General features: G+C 69.7%; 15 protein-coding genes. 9 read left to right on the forward strand and 6 right to left on the reverse strand.

Features of this window, described 5'->3' with window-relative positions:
• Positions 1–29: 29 nt before the first annotated feature.
• On the forward strand, positions 30–1,028 hold the full coding sequence (locus tag ABFX55_RS44380; RefSeq protein ID WP_346129692.1) for an ABC transporter substrate-binding protein: 999 nt from the start codon (positions 30–32) through the stop codon (positions 1,026–1,028).
• A gap of 103 nt (positions 1,029–1,131) precedes the next feature.
• On the opposite strand, the gene ABFX55_RS44385 is transcribed toward ABFX55_RS44380, so the two are convergent.
• Complete coding sequence (locus ABFX55_RS44385; RefSeq protein WP_346129694.1) at positions 1,132–2,202, reverse strand: PLP-dependent cysteine synthase family protein; 1,071 nt, start codon at positions 2,200–2,202, stop codon at positions 1,132–1,134.
• Between the two features lie 236 nt (positions 2,203–2,438).
• Between ABFX55_RS44385 and ABFX55_RS44390 the strand changes: the two genes are divergently transcribed.
• Positions 2,439–3,035, forward strand: a complete 597-nt coding sequence (locus tag ABFX55_RS44390; RefSeq protein ID WP_346129695.1) for a sigma-70 family RNA polymerase sigma factor — start codon at positions 2,439–2,441, stop codon at positions 3,033–3,035.
• On the opposite strand, the gene ABFX55_RS44395 is transcribed toward ABFX55_RS44390, so the two are convergent.
• Together ABFX55_RS44395 and ABFX55_RS44400 are read right to left on the reverse strand one after the other, a co-directional pair.
• The gene (locus ABFX55_RS44395) at positions 3,032–3,898 is read right to left on the reverse strand and encodes an anti-sigma factor RsbA family regulatory protein (protein WP_346129697.1); all 867 of its coding nucleotides are present in this window, start codon (positions 3,896–3,898) and stop codon (positions 3,032–3,034) included. The two genes, ABFX55_RS44390 and ABFX55_RS44395, sit on opposite strands and share 4 nt — an antisense overlap.
• A 24-nt stretch (positions 3,899–3,922) precedes the next feature.
• Entirely contained in the window at positions 3,923–4,759 is an 837-nt protein-coding gene (locus tag ABFX55_RS44400) for an EamA family transporter (RefSeq protein ID WP_346129699.1), read from the reverse strand.
• A gap of 26 nt (positions 4,760–4,785) precedes the next feature.
• Here ABFX55_RS44400 and ABFX55_RS44405 point away from each other — a divergent pair, with 26 nt between their 5' ends.
• The 5 genes from ABFX55_RS44405 (at position 4,786) to ABFX55_RS44425 (ending at position 8,773) form a co-directional block, all read left to right on the forward strand.
• On the forward strand, positions 4,786–5,379 hold the full coding sequence (locus ABFX55_RS44405) for a helix-turn-helix domain-containing protein (protein WP_312895838.1): 594 nt from the start codon (positions 4,786–4,788) through the stop codon (positions 5,377–5,379).
• Positions 5,380–5,470: 91 nt separating this feature from the next.
• Positions 5,471–5,776 carry a hypothetical protein gene (locus tag ABFX55_RS44410; RefSeq protein WP_346129701.1) on the forward strand — a complete coding sequence of 102 codons (306 nt, stop codon included), beginning with the start codon at positions 5,471–5,473 and terminating at the stop codon, positions 5,774–5,776.
• A gap of 32 nt (positions 5,777–5,808) precedes the next feature.
• On the forward strand, positions 5,809–6,597 hold the full coding sequence (locus ABFX55_RS44415; protein ID WP_346129704.1) for a polysaccharide deacetylase family protein: 789 nt from the start codon (positions 5,809–5,811) through the stop codon (positions 6,595–6,597).
• Positions 6,594–8,093, forward strand: coding sequence for a helicase HerA-like domain-containing protein (locus ABFX55_RS44420; protein WP_346129706.1), 1,500 nt, complete (start codon positions 6,594–6,596; stop codon positions 8,091–8,093). The genes ABFX55_RS44415 and ABFX55_RS44420 overlap by 4 nt, the downstream gene beginning before the upstream one ends.
• A gap of 29 nt (positions 8,094–8,122) precedes the next feature.
• Positions 8,123–8,773 carry a DUF2461 domain-containing protein gene (locus ABFX55_RS44425; protein WP_346129708.1) on the forward strand — a complete coding sequence of 217 codons (651 nt, stop codon included), beginning with the start codon at positions 8,123–8,125 and terminating at the stop codon, positions 8,771–8,773.
• Positions 8,774–8,860: 87 nt separating this feature from the next.
• Here the strand turns inward: ABFX55_RS44425 and ABFX55_RS44430 are convergent, their stop codons facing one another.
• Together ABFX55_RS44430 and typA are read right to left on the reverse strand one after the other, a co-directional pair.
• Positions 8,861–11,413, reverse strand: a complete 2,553-nt coding sequence (locus ABFX55_RS44430) for a hypothetical protein (protein WP_346129710.1) — start codon at positions 11,411–11,413, stop codon at positions 8,861–8,863.
• Between the two features lie 159 nt (positions 11,414–11,572).
• The gene (gene typA / locus ABFX55_RS44435) at positions 11,573–13,426 is read right to left on the reverse strand and encodes a translational GTPase TypA (protein ID WP_346129712.1); all 1,854 of its coding nucleotides are present in this window, start codon (positions 13,424–13,426) and stop codon (positions 11,573–11,575) included.
• A 117-nt stretch (positions 13,427–13,543) separates the two neighbouring features.
• Between typA and ABFX55_RS44440 the strand changes: the two genes are divergently transcribed.
• Entirely contained in the window at positions 13,544–14,365 is an 822-nt protein-coding gene (locus tag ABFX55_RS44440) for a hypothetical protein (RefSeq protein WP_346129714.1), read from the forward strand.
• On the opposite strand, the gene ABFX55_RS44445 is transcribed toward ABFX55_RS44440, so the two are convergent.
• Positions 14,322–14,933: a TetR/AcrR family transcriptional regulator gene (locus ABFX55_RS44445; RefSeq protein WP_346129716.1), complete on the reverse strand. Its 612-nt coding sequence runs from the start codon at positions 14,931–14,933 to the stop codon at positions 14,322–14,324. The two genes, ABFX55_RS44440 and ABFX55_RS44445, sit on opposite strands and share 44 nt — an antisense overlap.
• Before the next feature lie 200 nt (positions 14,934–15,133).
• Here ABFX55_RS44445 and ABFX55_RS44450 point away from each other — a divergent pair, with 200 nt between their 5' ends.
• A complete protein-coding gene (locus ABFX55_RS44450) occupies positions 15,134–17,542 on the forward strand; it encodes a helix-turn-helix transcriptional regulator (RefSeq protein WP_346129718.1) in 2,409 nt (802 codons plus the stop codon).
• Positions 17,543–17,592: the final 50 nt, after the last annotated feature.

Below are 17,592 nucleotides of genomic sequence, written 5' to 3' on the forward strand. Positions count from 1 at the left end.
TGCCTTACCTAAACCTGAGAGGGATCCTGATGAGAGCGTTTCGCGCCGTGGCCATGGGCGTGGCGGGGGCCGTACTGAGCGTGGGCCTGGCCGCCTGTGGCTCGACCAGCACCACCGCCGGAAGCCAGCCCGCCGGGACGCAGCCGGCTGAGGGTCAGCCGTTCCGCGTGATCAAGCACGCGATGGGCGAGACGAAGATCCCTGCCCAGCCGAAGCGCGTCGTCGCGCTCGACCAGAGCTTCGTGGACGCGGTGCTCACCCTGGAGACCCCGGTGGTCGGCTACACGACCTACCGCTCGATCGAGGACAAGCTGCCTGACTACCTCGGCTCCGTTGCCGCCGAGTACGGCAAGGAGGCCACCCCTGTCGGCACGCTCGAGCAGCCGAGCCTTGAGAAGATCATGGCGCTCAAGCCCGACCTGATCGTCTCGGCGAAGGTCAGGCACGAGGCCCTCTACGCCAAGCTGTCGCAGATCGCGCCCACGGTGTTCAGCGAGACCACCGGCGCCATCTGGAAGGAGAACGTCCGCCTGATGGGGCAGGCGCTCGGCAAGGAGGAGCTGGCCGACACCAAGCTCAAGGAGTTCGAGGCCCGCGCGGCGAAGGTCGGCGAGGCGATCAAGGCGAAGGACGGCGAGCTGCCGACCGTCTCGGTGGTCCGTTTCGCCGGTGAGCCGACGACCAGGCTCTACGTCGAGAACTCCTACTCGGGCATCGTGCTGAAGGACGTCGGCTTCCCCCGCCCCGCCAACCAGCCGAAGGACCCGAAGAAGATCGCCGTGGACATCAGCCAAGAGCGCATCGCCGAGTTCGACGCCGACCACATCTTCGTCTCGACCTACGCCGACCCGTCGGCCGAGGGGCCGAAGAAGCAGTTCGTGAACAACCCGCTGTGGGGCAAGCTCAAGGGCGAGAAGCACGACGTGACCGACACCACGTGGATGAGCGCGGTGGGCATCCAGGGCGCCCACTCCATCCTGGACGACCTCGCCAAGATCTTCGAGGTCGACCCGGCGCGCGGCGCCTGACCCCCTCCCTCTCCCGAAGCACGCGAGCCCCGCGCCGTCCAAGGCGCGGGGCTCACGTCTTTCCATCGACGCGCCGTCGGACGGGCGGCGCGTCCCTGGCGTGCTAACTGGTCAGGAAGGAGCGGAAGGCCGCGAGATCGGCGGAGATGTCGATGTCCTTGGAGGCCAGCCACGCGTCGTCGCCGTAGGTACCCCGGTAGCGGTCGCCGCTGTCGCAGATCAGCGTGACGACGCTGCCCTGGTCGCCCGCCGCCCGCATCTCGGTGATGAGCTGCACGGCCGCGGCCACGTTGGTGCCCGTGGAGCCGCCCACGTCGCGGCCCGTGACCTCGCGCACCCAGCGCATCGCGGCGATCGAGGCCGCGTCGGGCACCTGGATCATCCTGTCGATCACGCCGGGCAGGAACGAGGGCTCCACCCTGGGCCTCCCGATGCCCTCGATGCGCGAGCCTGGCGCGCCGACCTCCTCGCCCGTGGTCCACGACGGGTAGAACGCCGAGCCGGCGGGGTCCACGACCGCCAGGCGCGTGTCGTAGCGACGGTAACGGATGTAGCGGCCGATCGTGGCCGAGGTGCCGCCGGTGCCCGCACCGACCACGATCCACTCGGGCTCCGGGTACGGCTCCATGGCCATCTGCGCGTAGATCGACTCGGCGATGTTGTTGTTGCCGCGCCAGTCGGTGGCGCGCTCGGCATAGGTGAACTGGTCCATGAAGTGGCCGCCGGTCTCCGCGGCGATCCTGTGCGACTCGTCGTAGATCGAGGACGGATCCTCCACGAGGTGGCACTTGCCGCCGTAGAACTCGATGAGCGAGATCTTCTCGGGAGAGGTGGTCGCCGGCATCACCGCGACGAAGGGCAGGCCGACGAGCCTGGCGAAGTAGGCCTCGCTGACCGCGGTGGAACCGCTGGAGGCCTCGACGATCGTGGTGGTGGGGCCGATCCATCCGTTCGCGAGCCCGTAGAGGAAAAGGGAGCGGGCGAGCCGGTGTTTGAGTGAACCGGTGGGGTGGACCGACTCGTCTTTCAGATAGAGGTTTACCCCCCAGTGCGGGGGCAGCGGAAACACATGGAGGTGAGTGTCAGAGCTGCGGTTGGTGTCGGCCTCGACCCTACGAATGGCCTCAGCCACCCAGCGCCGGGCTCGACTGTCGTGACGGTCCACGTATTCCATGGTCAATACGCTATCTCATGTGACTCTGACCACTATTCAGGCAAAATCGAGTAGAGAGTGTTACGATAATGAGACTTGTCCGGCCGTGGACGTGATGGTGCACGCCGCGAGCATACGGACCGAATGGCCCCCTGACCAGGTAGAACCCCTAACGCCGCCCTTACGCCGGGCTTGCGAGGATGGTTACGCCTGGGCGATTGACAGGCATCCGGGGGGAGAGCACGGAGGGGGAATCCATGATCACTATGACCGATGAGCAGCGCCAGGACTGGTTCGAACGCGACGTCGTTCCGGTGACCTCACAGCTGTTCGCCTCCGCGATGCGCCTTACCCGCAACACGGCCGACGCCGAGGACCTCGTGCAGGAGACGGTGGCGAAGGCGTACACGTCCTACCACCAGTTCCGCGAGGGCACCAACCTCAAGGCATGGCTGCACCGCATCCTGACCAACAACTTCATCAACGACTACCGCAAGAAGCAGCGCTCGCCGAAGCTCGCCGCCGCCGAGGAGGTCGAGGACTGGCAGCTGCACGCGGCTGAGTCGCACATGTCGAGCGGATTGAAGTCGGCCGAGACCGAGGCGCTGGAGCGGCTGCCCGACAGCGCGGTGATGAACGCGCTGCGCGCCCTTCCCGAGGACTTCAGGGTCGCGGTCTACCTGGCCGACGTGGAGGGCTTCCCCTACAAGGAGATCGCCGAGCGGATGGGCACCCCCATCGGTACCGTGATGTCGCGTCTGCACCGCGGCCGGCGCCAGCTGCGCTCCATGTTGGAGGGGTATGCCCGCGAGGAGGGCGCCGTGCGCCTTCCCGCCCAGCGTGCCGCCGCCTAGATCCTCATGTGCAGGCGCACGCGCAGGCCGCCGCTGTCGGCCCGCACCAGCACCTGATCGCACAACTGACGACTTATCCAGAGCCCGTATCCCCGAGGGGATTCGGGCTCTGGCGGTATGTAGCCGGGTAAGGGATCGTCCAGTTCGCCGCCGCCCGGATCGAGGATCTCGCACACCACCTCGTCGCCCTCTGTCCACATGGCGACCGTGCCGTGGCCCGCGCCGTGCTCGACGCTGTTGGCGGCGATCTCCGAGACGCTCAGCACGAGGGAGGCGACGAGGTTGCGGTCCATGCCCGCCTGCCTGGCGAAGTCGGAGACGCTCCTGCGCAACCGGTTGAGCGTTCGGTCGGCGAACGGTGTGATCACCGCGGTGCCGTCCGGCTCGGGGAGCGGGGCGAGGTCGCCGTCGAGCACCAGCGACCACGGCTCCACGTAACGGGTGCTGAGCACCTCGGGGTGGGTCAGGTAGGCCCGCGAGGCGAACTCCGTGCGATAGAGGCACAGCAGCGTGGCGTCGACCCCGCCCAGCGCCGCGTTGGTGATCGACTCGTAGCGGATCCACTCCCTGGACTCGCGCTCGTCCCAGCCCTCCCATGGCGGCTCGCCGACGACCAGTGTGCGCCTGCCGCGCATGTAGTCGAGATAGGCGGCCAGCGTGCGGTGCGGGTGACCGTACCAACGGCTGGCGAGCCTGGTGTCGACGTCGAGGCCCAGCAGCGCCAGCTTGGCCTCGTCGGTGACCACCAGCACCTGCCTGCCCTCGGCCAGCGCGTGCCGCACCCTGGGCAGGACCATCCGGAGGAAACCCTCATCGGAGTCGTACGGCACGGCGACATGCCTGAACGTCCGATGGGCGTGCACGGCCAGACCGTAACAAGCGCTTGACTAACTGGCAACGGCTATCAGTGCGACCGCGCCGAGCGCGAAGGCGACACCCGCCATCTGGATCGCCTGCAGCCGCTCGCCGAGCACGTATCGCGCCAGCACCAGCGTGCTGGCCGGGTAGAGCGAGACCAGCACGGCGACCAGACTGAGCAGGCCCTGCTGCTCGGCCAGCAGGTACAGGACGTTGGCCGCCATGTCGAGCACGCCGGCAAGCGCGATGATGCCGAGGGCGCCCCCGCCCGGCTTCAGCGTCCTGCGGGTGACGACGGCCAGCAGGACCACCAGGCTGATCGAGGCGAGTCTGGCGCCGACGAGGGGCCACAGGCCGCTGCCGTCGGGCGCCTGGGCGAGCAGGATGAAGAAGCCGCCGAAGCCGGCGCCGGCCGACAGCGCCATGGCGATCGAGGCGGGCGAGGAGCGCTGCTCGGTCGAGGGGCTCCTGCTGACCAGCAGCACCGACAGCAGGGCGAGCACGACGCCCACCACCTGCACGACGGCCGGACGCTCCCCGCTGACCAGCCCGAACAGCACGGGCAGCGCCGCCGAGGTGACCGCTGTCGTGGGCGCCACCACCGACATCACGCCGGCGGCCAGCGCCCGGTAGAACAGCACCAGCCCTGCCGCTCCGGCCACGCCCGCGCCGAGGCCCCAGCTGAGCGCGGCCTCGGAGGCCGCCCCCGGCAGGACCGGCATCATCGCCAGTACCAGGGCGAATCCGGCTATCTGCGACAGCGCCACGACTGAGAGCACGCGCGAGCGTCGGGTGGCCAGTCCGCCGCAGAAGTCCGCTGTGCCGTACACGATCGCGCATGCTGTCGCCAGAATCACCGCCGTCATGGGCTTAGTACACCACATTGGTAAGAGTGTTCACTACACTGGACTACATGGACCCCGAGACGATCACGGCGGCGATCGCCACCAACGTGCGCGCCCAGCGTGCCCACCGAGGGCTGACGCTCGACGCCCTCGCCGCCAGGTCAGGAGTGAGCCGCGGCATGCTCGTGCAGGTCGAGCAGGGCCGTACCAACCCCAGCATCACCACCCTGGTCAGGATCGCCGACGCGCTCAGCGTCAGCGTCGCCCGCCTGCTGGAGGTCTCCGACACCCCGCTGGTGCGGGTGGTGCCCGCTGCCGAGATCGTCACCTTCAAGCAGGGGGAAGGCTCTGCCAGGCTGCTGGTCGGCACCGACGCCCCTGCCATCCTCGAGCTCTGGGAATGGCGTCTCGCGCCGGGCGAGCACCACGACGGAGACGCGCACCTGCCGGGCGCGCGCGAGATGCTCTGGGTGCTGTCGGGCGAGCTGACGCTGAGCGTGTACGGCCAGAGCCACGCCGTCGCGACAGGCGACGCCGTCGTCTTCTCCGCCGATCGCCCACACCGCTACGCCAACCAAGGAGAAGATGAGCTCCGAATGGTGATGGTCGTGAGCGAGCCAAGGGAGACCCCTGATCACTAGGCCCCGAAACCCCGGCGTTCGCGGACTCGATCGTGTCCAAGCTGGGTACATCCCTAGTTGCTGGGACACGTCCTCGACAGGGGGTTGTGCGTTGACTGAGTCCCGTGCGGCGATCGAGAAGCTTCACGCGGAGTTGACCGGCCTGGGAGTGACCAGCGCCTACGAGGTGGGCGACGACGCCACTCTCTCGGTCTGGATCGGGCTTGTCGTGCGGTTCCGTGAGGGGTTCTACCGTTGGCAAGAGGGCGCGGTGAAACGTCGGCATCTGGGTACGGATCCGGTCGGATGTGCCATACGCGTGGCGCGTCGCTACACGGAATTGCAGGCTGATGTCCCAGTCTGGTGGGAGGACCTGGCGAAAGAGCTTCGGGGGGGCTCTGTTCAGGACTATCCGTGATGTGACCCCCCGTGTCGCTTTCGGGGGGAAGCATGCGGGTGTGGTCGGCGCTGCTCGCCTTGGCGCTGGTGGCCGGGTGCACCGCCCACGAGACGGTCAAGGAGCCCGTGGCCGTCCCCCTCAACGCCAGGATTCCGGCCAGGCTCGAGCCCGCGGTTCTGGCCAAGCTGCTGGCCGCCGTCCAGCCGGACTGGCCGAGGCCGGCCGAGCCTGTCGACTGCACCAAGTCCAAGTGCGTGGCGCTGACCTTCGACGACGGCCCCGGTGACTACACCAGGTGGCTGCTCGACCTGCTCGACGAGCGGGAGGTGAGGGCGACCTTCTTCGTGACCGGGCAGATGGTGGCCGCCGACAGGCACCACAACCTGCAGCGCATGGTCGAGGACGGGCACGAGCTCGGCAACCACTCGTGGAGCCACGCCCAGCTCACCGCGCTGCCGAGGGACGGCATCAGACACGAGCTCCTGCGCACCCAGAACCTGGTGGAGAAGATCACCGGGGTACGGATGAGGGTGATGCGCCCGCCGTACGGGGCGACCGACCGCAGGGTGGCGGCGGAGACCCGCAGGGAGCGGCTCGCGCAGATCCTGTGGAACGTCGACACGTTCGACTGGCGCGACCGCGTGCCCTCCCTGGTCGCCCGGCGCGCGGTCAGGGCGACGAAGGGCTCCATCGTGCTGCTGCACGACATCCATCGCACGACGGTGAAGGCCGTGCCCCACCTGATCGACGTTCTGGCCAAGCGTGACTACAGGTTCGTCACCGTCTCCGAGCTGTACGGCGGGACGCCCGATCCAGGCAGGAAGTACACCGAACGATGACGCAAGGCTATGACTTCGAGGGTCCCGCGCTGCAGCTGGGCGTCCTCATGGAGAACGGCGAGCCGCGCCCCGGCGCGCCCGTCAGGGTGCCGCTGCGGATGTTCAACAGGCATGGGCTCGTGGCCGGAGCCACGGGCACGGGCAAGACCAAGACGCTCCAGGTGATGGCCGAGCAGCTGTCGGAGCAGGGTGTGCCGGTCTTCCTCGCCGACATCAAGGGCGACCTGTCGGGCATGGCCTCGCCGGGAGAGCCCTCCGAGGGGCTGCTCGAGCGGACGGCGGGCATCGGCCAGGACTGGTCGGGCGTCGCCTGCCCCGTGGAGTTCTACGCGCTGGGCGGGCTGGGCGAGGGCGTGCCGCTGCGCGCCACGATGACCGCCTTCGGGCCGACCCTGCTGTCCAAGGTGCTCGAGCTGAACGAGACCCAGGAGTCCTCGCTCGGCCTCATCTTCCACTTCGCCGACACCAACGGCCTGCCGCTGCTGGACATGAAGGACCTGAGGGCGGTCATCCAGTACCTGATCGACAACCCGGACGTGCTGAAGGGCGTCGGCGGGCTGTCGAAGCAGACGGCGGGGGTGATCCTGCGCGCTCTGACCAACCTGTCGGCAGAGGGCGCCGACCGGTTCTTCGGAGAGCCCGAGTTCGACACCCACGACCTGCTGCGGGTCACGCCCGACGGCAGGGGAGTGGTCTCGATCCTGGAGCTGCCCTCGGTCCAGGACAGGCCCCTGCTCTTCTCCACCTTCCTGATGTGGCTGCTGGCCGACCTGTTCAGCGACCTGCCGGAGGTGGGCGACCCCGACAAGCCCAAGCTGGTGTTCTTCTTCGACGAGGCGCACCTGCTCTTCACCGACGCCTCCAAGCCGTTCCTGCGCTCGATCACCCAGACCGTGCGCCTGATCAGGTCGAAGGGGATCGGCGTCTTCTTCGTCACCCAGACGCCCAAGGACGTGCCCGCCGACGTGCTGGCGCAGCTCGGCGCGAGGGTCCAGCACGCGTTGCGGGCCTTCACCCCGCAGGACGCCAAGGCACTGAAGGCGACGGTCTCCACCTTCCCGCACTCCTCCTACGACCTCGAGGAACTGCTGACCCAGCTCGGCATCGGCGAGGCGGTCGTGACCGTGCTGTCGGACAAGGGCGTGCCGACCCCGGTGGCGTGGACCCGGCTGTTGGCGCCCCGCTCGCTCATGGCGCCCTCGGATCCGTCGGTCGTCGGCGGGATCGTCGCGGCCTCGCCGCTGCGGCCCAGATACGGCCAGGAGATCGACAGGCAGTCGGCCTACGAGCTGCTGGCGGCGAGGGTCGCGCCGCCGCCCGCGGCGCCCGAGCCCGTGCCGTCCTCGCCCGCGCCCGAACCCGCTCCGGAGCAGCCGTCGGTGCTGGAGTCGGTGCTCGGCTCGTCGATCTTCAAGTCGTTCGCCAGGTCGGCGGCCAGCTCCATCGGACGCGAGATCAGCCGCTCCATCTTCGGTACGGCCAAGCGGCGGCGCTAGGTGTCGGTGCCGCATGGCACGCTGTGAACATGGGATTCACCGGCTTCCCCGACGAGGCCTTCGTCTTCTACGAGGGCCTCGAGGCGGACAACAGCAAGACCTACTTCACCCGCCACCGGCAGCTCTACGAGGAGGCGGTCAGGGCTCCCATGCTGGCGCTGACCGAGGAGCTCGCGACGGAGTTCGGGGCCGCCCAGCTGTTCAGGCCGCATCGCGACGTGCGCTTCGCCAAGGACAAGTCGCCCTACAAGACCCATCAGGGCGCCTTCGTCGACTTCATGCCTGGCATCGGCCTCTACGTGCAGCTCGACGCCTCCGGCCTCTACACCGCCGGCGGCTTCTACTCCACCGCCACCGACCAGGTGGCCCGCTATCGCGCGGCGGTCGACGAGGACCTGTCGGGAAAGCGCCTGCAGCGTATCGCCGACGAGCTCACCGCCAAGGGCTACGCCGCCGAGGGCGACAGGCTGAAGACCAGGCCGCGCGGGGTGCCCGACGACCATCCCCGCATCGAGCTGCTGCGGCACCGCTCGCTCTACTTCGGCCGCCGTTTCGAGCCCGAGCCGTGGGTGCACACCGAGCAGGCCGCCGACAGGGTCCGGGTCACGTGGCGCGACTACAGCACGCTGGTCGAGTGGGTCTGCACCCATGTCAGGGCCAGCGAGCTGCCTCCCCGCTGACCGATGGCCCCGGGCGCCGCCCCGCGTCGCGTGGTGCGCCTTGGTGAACTCGGCTACGACCGCCAGGTGCGACCACCCGTTCGCGGCTCAGGGCGGGCTCTGACTCGTGGAGGAGCCGCCCTTGAGGATGCGGTCGACGGTGTTGCCCGCGGCCGAGGTGGCGGCCGCCGTGCCCGCCGCGATCACGACCGCGACCACCGGGGTGGCCAGGCTGCGCACGCTCCTGATGTTGCGCACCCTGGCCCACGGCTCGCCCGCGACGTACATGATCCGCCACTCCCAGTAGAGCCCGAGGCCGATGCTGACCAGCGCCACCTGCCCGACCACGATCGCCAGCACCTGCAGCTTGTCCCAGCCGCCGATGTCGGGGTCGACGAGCGCGGGGATGTAGGCCGACAGCTCGGTGACCAGCGCCGCGCTCATCAGGTAGAGCGCCTTGGTGACCGGCTGGGTGCCCCTGATGCGGGGATAGAAGTAGCCGTAGACGAACCCGAAGGCTGACAGCGCGACCAGGAAGCGCGAGTCGAACACCCAGCTCGTCAGCTCGACCCCCGAGGGCCAGCCGTAGATGAGCGCGAAGGGCATCGACAGCAGCACGCTGACGACGAAGGCCGCCAGGCCGTTGTGCCACGGCGAGCAGCCGGCGGAGGAGGCGAAGGCGGTCTCGGTGTGCGGAGGGTCCCTGGTGAGGGCCTCGTCGAGGACGAGACGCTGCTGCTCGAAGTCCTCCATCGTGATCTCGCCCGTGCCCAGCCTGGACCTGCCGAGCCGGTAGAGCTCCTGCTCCGACACGTGCAGCAGCCGCCGGTGCAGCGCCTGCCTGATCAGCTCGCGGTGTTCGAGGCGGGAGCCGGGCTCGGGGATCTCGGGCCTGGGTCCGCTCAGCAGCCAGCCCGCAGCTGCCCACGCCACGAGCGAGGTGATGGCCAGCGACGGCAGCGGCAGGTCGATCACGCTGGATCCCGCCTCGGCGCGCGGGGTGAGATAGAGCACCATCAGGCAGACGAGCACCGTCGCCTGGACCGCCGGGTCCGCCATGGCGGACAGGTCGGAGCCGAGGCGGCGCAGTCTGAGCACGAACAGCACGAAGGTCAGCAGCAGCAGCCCGAGCACGCCGCGGGTGACCTCGTTGAGCGGCTGGCCGAGCACGGGAGGCAGCGGGCTCTTGGGCGCCTGCTGGTCGGGCTGCACACTCCACGAGCCCGTGTCGAGCCACTCGGTGGGCCAGCCGAGCAGTAAGAGGCTGCCGAGCACCGCCACCACGATCGCCGTGCGCGACCACGACCGCGTGGCGACCGCCGCCCCCGAGATGGCGATCAGGGACCAGCACAGCGCGAGGACCAGCCGTACGCTGTCGGGCGGGTAGTAGCCACCGCTCATCAGCGCGCGCACCCACAGCGCCAGGGCCAGCGCGCCGACGGCGACGCCCGCCGTCACCCCCGCCATCCTCGCGATCAGGACGGGGATGCCGAGGTCGCCGCCGAAGGCGACCGCCGAGCCCGCCGCCGCCAGCGCCGCCGTCACGGTGCCAACGACCAGGGTCTGCGGCGGCACCTGCCCGTGGATGAACGACCAGGTCAGCATGCCGCTGGCGACGAGCACGCCGATGAGGGTCACGAGCAGCGCGTCCATGGAGCTCCATGGCGGCGGCCCCGGCACGACGCGGCGCGCGTGCCGCAGCGCCAGCATCGGCAGCGCGCCGAAGAGGATCACCGGCCCGAGGTACGGCATGTCCGCCATGAACATCGCCATCGCGAGCGCCACCGCGCACAGGCTGACGCCCGCGACCAGCTCGCGGTTGGACCGGCGCCGCCACCAGATCGGCCCGAGCGCCCTGACCAGGTAGACCGTCAACGCGATCGTGGTGAAGACGCTGAGCACGGGGGTCCACGAGAACAGGTCCTGCGGCACGGCGTCCGGCCTGCCGTACGTCTTGTGGGCCAGCTGGAGGTGCACGGGGCCCGCGTGGGCGGTGAAGTCCAGCCGCCCCGCCTCCTCACGCTCGGGAGTCACCCCGTCGGCCCTGAACACGACCCACTGCGGGGAGATCACCGCGATCTCCCGCTCGGACACCGCCCCCGGCGCGGTCGGTGGCAGGAGGTCGAGCGTGGGCAGCGCGTCCTGCTCGATCTGGCGCAGCAGCGTGAGGGTGAAGCGGATGGTGGTGCGCTCGCCCGAGGTCGAGAGCACGGGCGCGAGCCTGGTGGTGGGGGCCAGGACGGCGCCGCCCTCGGCCTTCACCGCGCCGAGCTGCCGGTCGGTGAAGCCCTGGATGTCGTCGGGGAAGGCACCCTCCGAGCGGAGGATCGCGGCCTGCGGGTCGGTGCTGTCGAGCACGAGACGATGCTCGACGACGATCTTCAGCTGGCGGAGGCGTTCGTCGATCTTGCCCTGCGGGACCGCGGACAGGTCCGCGTCCGTCGCGTCGGTGACCCTGATCTCGGTGACCAGCTCGGGAGGGGTGCGCGGGGTGTGCTCCTGCAGCCCGTAGGTCTCCAGCAGGGAGGGCGAGTGAGGGGCGGGGCGCGGGACCGCCGTGGTGACCGGCCTGGCCTCGACCACGCACCAGACGATCGCCCCTATGGAGAGCGCGGCGAGCGCGTACCCGACGATCTTCCGCAGCCAGCCCACACCCAGCATGATCCACGGCATACGGTAACGGAGTGGTTACCAGGGCGCACCAGCAGGAGCACGATGGCGGTGAAGATCCCGCCGCTACTTGACCACGCCGCAGGCGATGCGGCCCGCCTGCGCCGCGGCCGCCGCCCTGAGGACAGGACGGCGGCCGCGGCGAGGGCGTCAGTTGGCGCGCTTGGCGCGGGCGGCGGACCTACCGCGGGTGGCGGCGTCGAGCACCACCTTGCGGATGCGGACGTTCTCCGGCGTGATCTCCACGCACTCGTCCTCGCGGATGAACTCCAGCGCCTGCTCGAGCGAGAGCACCCTCGGCGGGATCAGCGTCTCGGTGACGTCGGCCGTGGAGGAGCGCATGTTGGTGAGCTTCTTCTCCTTGGTGATGTTGACGTCCATGTCGTCGGAGCGGGAGTTCTCGCCGACGATCATGCCCTCGTACACCTCGGTGGTGGGCGAGACGAACAGGATGCCGCGCTCCTGCAGGTTCGTCATCGCGAAGGCGGTGACGGGCCCTGAGCGGTCGGCGACCAGCGAGCCGTTGTTGCGGGTGCGCAGCTCGCCGAACCACGGCTCGTAGGCCTCGAAGACGTGGTGCACCAGGCCGGTGCCGCGCGTCTCGGTGAGGAACTCGGTGCGGAAGCCGATCAGGCCGCGGGCGGGGACCACGAACTCCATGCGGATCCAGCCGGTGCCGTGGTTGGTCATGTGCTCCATGCGGCCCTTGCGGACGGCCAGCAGCTGCGTGACCGCGCCGAGGTACTCCTCGGGGCAGTCGACGGTCAGGCGCTCGACGGGCTCGTGGATCTTACCGTCGATGGTCTTGGTGACCACCTGCGGCTTGCCCACGGTCAGCTCGTAGCCCTCACGGCGCATCTGCTCGACCAGGATGGCCAGCGCCAGCTCGCCACGGCCCTGGACCTCCCACGCGTCGGGCCTGTCGGTGGGGAGCACGCGCAGCGACACGTTGCCGACGAGCTCCTTCTCGAGGCGGTCCTTGACCATGCGGGCGGTGACCTTGGAGCCCTTGACCCTGCCGACCAGCGGGCTGGTGTTGGTGCCGATGGTCATCGAGATCGCGGGCTCGTCGACCGTGATCAGCGGCAGCGGGCGCGGGTCCTCGGGGTCGGCGAGGGTCTCGCCGATCATGATCTCGGGGATGCCGGCGATGGCGATGATGTCGCCGGGGCCCGCCTCCTCGGCCGGCTTGCGCTCGAGCGCGTCGGTCATGAGCAGCTCAGTGATCTTGACCCGCTGGATCGTGCCGTCGGTGCGGCACCAGGCGACCTGCTGGCCCTTCTTGATCGTGCCCTGGTGGATGCGGCACAGCGCGATCCTGCCCAGGTAGGACGAGGCGTCGAGGTTGGTGACGTGAGCCTGCAGCGGCGCGTTCGGGTCGTACGTCGGCGCGGGGATCGTCGACTTGATGACGTCGAAGAGCGGCTCGAGGTCCTCGGAGTCGGGCAGCCCGCCGTCGTCGGGACGGTTCAGCGAGGCGCGACCCGCCTTGGCCGAGGCGTAGACGATCGGGAAGTCGATCTGCTCCTCGGTGGCGTCGAGGTCCATGAAGAGCTCGTAGACCTCGTCGACGACCTCCTTGATGCGGGCGTCAGGGCGGTCGACCTTGTTGATGCAGAGGATGACAGGCATCTTCGCGGCGAACGCCTTGCGCAGCACGAACCGCGTCTGCGGCAGCGGGCCCTCGGAGGCGTCGACGAGCAGGACCACGCCGTCGACCATCGAAAGGCCACGCTCGACCTCGCCACCGAAGTCGGCGTGCCCAGGGGTGTCGATGATGTTGAGCGTCATGTCGCCGTGCTTGACGGCGGTGTTCTTCGCGAGAATGGTGATGCCCTTCTCGCGCTCGAGGTCGTTGGAGTCCATGACGCGATCGTCGACGTCCTGGTTGGCGCGGAAGGCGCCTGACTGCCAGAGCATGGCATCCACGAGAGTGGTCTTGCCGTGGTCGACGTGCGCGATGATCGCGATGTTCCGCAGGTCGTCGCGGCTGTTCAAAGGCATGATGAGGTCTCACTCTGTGTTCGTGGAAGCTGGCCGCGGGACGTCGCGACATACCCAGTTTAGTTGATCCCGTTACCATCCTTGGTGCGGCGGGCACAACGAGGCACACTTCACCCTGTGTCCTCCCATCTGCGGCATGTCCGTCACCTGCTCGACGAGGGGCGATTCCCCTGGGCACACGCCTACGTCGACCGGCTGATCGCCGAGGCTCCCGGCGACTCCGAATCGCTGTTGCTCAAGGCGATGATCCTGGAGCGTCAGGGCCGTCCCTTCGAGGAGACGGTACGGCAGGCGGAGGCCCTGGGCGGCCACTACGTCCCGATGGAGCGTGAGGATCCGCCACCGCCGCGCGCCGTGTCCTGGCTCGGTCCGGTGTTCATCGTCACCGCCGTGTCGGCCGAGGTCGTCGGTGAGTCGGCACTCGGCCTCGACGACCTGCCCATGGGCGGCCTGGTGGGCCTGCTGGCGGCGGCGCTGGTGTCGGGAGCCGTCGCCGCCGCCGTGATCAGAGGGCACGGTCTGCGCGTGGGCGAGGTGGTACGCGGTCAGGTGCGCCGCTCCAGGGCCTTCTACGCGCGCCTGGACGAGCGCAATCTGCGCCACCACGCGGGCTCGGGCTCACTCCTGCTCTATCTTGCGACGATCCTTTGCGCGCTCGGGCCTCGGATGGTGCCGTTCATGGGGGCAGAGGTCGCCCGGTTCGCCTGGCCGCTGCTCGTCTGGACCGCGGTCGCGGCCTTCGCCTGGATCCGTATGGGCGCAGCCCTGCCCAGGGCGCTGAGGGTCAGCGGGGTCGTGCAGGTCAACGTCGTCCTGGCGGTCGCGTTGACGGCCGCGCCCGTCTGGGCGCTGGGCGCCTGTCTGGTGACGCTTCCCTGGGTGATCGCGTCGGCCGTCACGCTGAGGCGGGAGGGTGCGCTTCAGCGCCGCCCGCGCTGAGGAAGGGCACCAGGTGGCGGCGGGCGAAGGCCCTGGCCTGCTCGTCGCTCTCCAGTGGAATCGCCGACGACGGCGTCAGAAGGAACGACAGGGAGATCCTGATGAACATCTCCGCGATCGCCTCGGCGTCCGGCGAGTCGAGGTGCGAGGCCACGAACTGCCTGGCCACCGCCATGTAGGGCTCGGCGCCCGTGGTCAGGTGCGGCAGGATCGTCTCAGGTTCGCCCGCCAGCAGGCGGCCGAGCAGGGAGTGGCCGCGCACCAGGCGCAGCGTCACCGCGAACCCCTCGACGACCTGCTCGGCAGGCGTGGGCAGCCCCGCGACCGCCTGTTCGAAGTCGTGCAGGAAGCGGCGCAGCTCTCTCAGGATGACGCCCTGGATGAGATCGTTCTTGCGCGAGAAGCGCCGGTAGACGGTGATTCGCGACAGCCCCGCCTGCCTGGCGACGTCGTCCACGGTCGTGCCTCGCACCCCGTACGCCAGGAACCGCGCGTAGGCCGCGTCGAGGATCCGCTCGCTCGCCGCGTCGGTGCCGTCGTCGGCGTGGAGCAGTTCGAGGAGCGTCATGAGACAACAATAGGAGTTTTGTATCACCATGTCCCCGCCGGCGGTGGGCGAGGGCCCGGGAAGAGATCGAAAGCCCGGAGATGCCGCTCGATGTGCGCGAAGATGAGAGCGCGCCGCTGCTGGATCCAGAACCGCTTGTGCAACCGAGTGATCGCATGCACACTCGCGGTGACGCCTGCCCCATATACCCGGTCGAAGGCATGACATCGCATAACCTCCCGGCTGAACCCAACCGTTTCGTCGGCCGCGCCCGCGACGTCGACGAACTGCGCGGGCTGCTGCGTGACCAGCGCCTGGTCACGCTCTGCGGTGTGGGCGGCATCGGCAAGACGCGCCTGGCGCTGCGCGTGGCGGGCAGCGTCGTCGGCGAGTTCCCCGACGGCGTGTGGCTGGTCGAGCTGGGCAGGATCACCAGCCCCGATCTGGTCGCGCACGAGATCGCGACCGTGCTCGGGGTCAGGGAGGAGCGCTCGCGCCCCGCTCTCGACGGCCTGCGCGTACGGCTGCGCGGCGCGCGGGCCCTGCTGCTGCTCGACAACTGCGAGCAGGTCGTCGAGCGCTGCGCCGAACTGGTGGCCGAACTGCTCGCAGGCTGTCCCGACCTGCGCATCCTGCTCACGACCAGGGAGGCGCTGCGCATCCCCGGTGAGCTGGTCTGGCGGGTCCCCCCGCTCGACCTGCCCGACGCGCGCCACCCCGACGCCGAGGCCGTGCTGCTGTTCACCGACAGGGCCATGGCCGCGGGCACCCGCCTGGCCGCGGACGACTTCGACGACGTCGCCAGGCTCTGCGTGGCGCTCGACGGGCTCCCGCTCGCGCTCGAACTGGCCGCGGCCCGCACGAGGATGCTGAGCCCCGCGCAGATCGCCGACCGGATCGGCGACAGGTTCAGGCTGCTGACCACCGGCGACCGTACGGCGCCCGCCCGGCAGCGCACGCTGCTCGCCACCGTGGAGTGGAGCCACGAACTCCTCACGGCCAAGGAGCGGGTGCTGCTGAGGCGGCTGTCGGTCTTCGCCGGGCACTTCGACCTCGACCTGGTCGAGCAGGTGTGCGCCGACGAGCGGCTGCTGCCCCGCGAGGAGGTGCTCGACCTGCTCGGCGGCCTGGTGGACAAGTCGCTGCTGCTGGCCGACGGCGGCCGCTACCGGCTGCTGGAGACGATCAAGGAGTTCGCCGGCCGGTTGCTGCGCAAGGAGGACGAGCACGTCTGGTTCCGCGACCGCCACCTGCAGGTGATCTGCGAGATGGAGGAGCGCTGCTTCGAGGCGGGCCTGGCCGCGCCGCGCGCCTCGTGGCAGGAGCGCAGGCGGTACTTCGTGCGCTCGAGGAACCTGGTCGACGACTGCAGGGTGGCGGTCGACTGGGCGGTGGAGTCCGACAACGCCCTGCTCGGGCTGCGCCTGGCCTACGTGGCCTCGGCCATGCTGGCCGTCCACGGGGAGATCGCCGAAGGCGTCGACTGGTTCGAGAGGCTCCTGCTTCTCGACCTCACGGGCGTGCCGCCCGAGGTGGTCGCCCTCTGCAAGGGCGCTCTGGCCTACGGTATGGAGGCGAGGGACGACCTGGCGGGCTGTGAGCGGGCGGTCTCCGAGGCGCTCAAGGAGCAGGAGAAGGTCCCGCACAGCCTGGGCAAGGGCGTCACGCTGAACGTCGCGGGGGTCCTGCTGCTGCGCACCGGCCAGTTCGACAGGGCCGAGAGGCACTTCGACGAGGTCGTGGCGACCACCAGGCAGCACGACGACACCTTCAACCGCGTGATCGCGCAGTCGTGCCTGGCCGTGCTCGCGGGCGTCAGGGGGCAGCTCAGGCTCGCGCAGCGGCACGCGGGCGAGGCGCTGGCCGTCGCCAAGGAGAACGGGCACCCGTGGCACGTCGCGATGGCCACCAGCCAGCTGGCCGCGGTGGCGGAGTGGCGCGGCGACACCGAGGCGGCCGTGACCCACTACAGAGCGGCCGCGGCCATCTTCGACGAGCTCGACAACAGGGTCGAGATGGAGCGCTGCCTGGTCATGGTGGCCAAGGTCGCGATCGCGCGCGGCGACCACGTCACGGCGCGGAGCCTGCTGGCCGAGTGCCTCGCGCTGGCGCAGAGCACCGGCCAGCGGCTGGGCATGGCCAGGGTCCTGCGGGTGCTCTCGCGCCTGGCCGACGTCGAGGACGACATCCAGGGCTCGGTGCTCGCCTCGGCCGCCGCGGTCGCCCTCGCCGAGGAGATGGGCGAGCCCGTGGCGTCGGGCAGGGTCGAGGAGGTGCTCGCGCGCGCCCGCGACAGGCTGGGGGAGGGCCGTACGGCGCTGCAGTGGTCACGCGGAAGGGAGCTCGACCCGGTCGAGATCGCCCGCCTCGTTCTGGACGGCAGGCGCGAGCAGGGCCCGCTTCCCGTTCCCGCCGTGGCGGAGGTGCCGCACCCCGTGCTCACCGCCAGGGAGCGGGAGATCGCAGGGTTGCTCACCCGCGGCCTGTCGAACAGGGCCATCGCCGACGAGCTGGTCATCAGCCCCGCCACGGTCGCCAGGCACATCGCCAACATCATGGAGAAGCTGGGCTTCACCTCGCGTTCGCAGATCGCACTCTGGGCGGTCGAGCACAACCTGGGTTCTGCATAACGGTCTGCATATTCCGCCCCATGTGCGGGCGAAGCGCGCTCCCTAGCCTG

It is taken from the genome of Nonomuraea roseola, assembly GCF_039535395.1.
Lineage (GTDB): Bacteria > Actinomycetota > Actinomycetes > Streptosporangiales > Streptosporangiaceae > Nonomuraea > Nonomuraea roseola.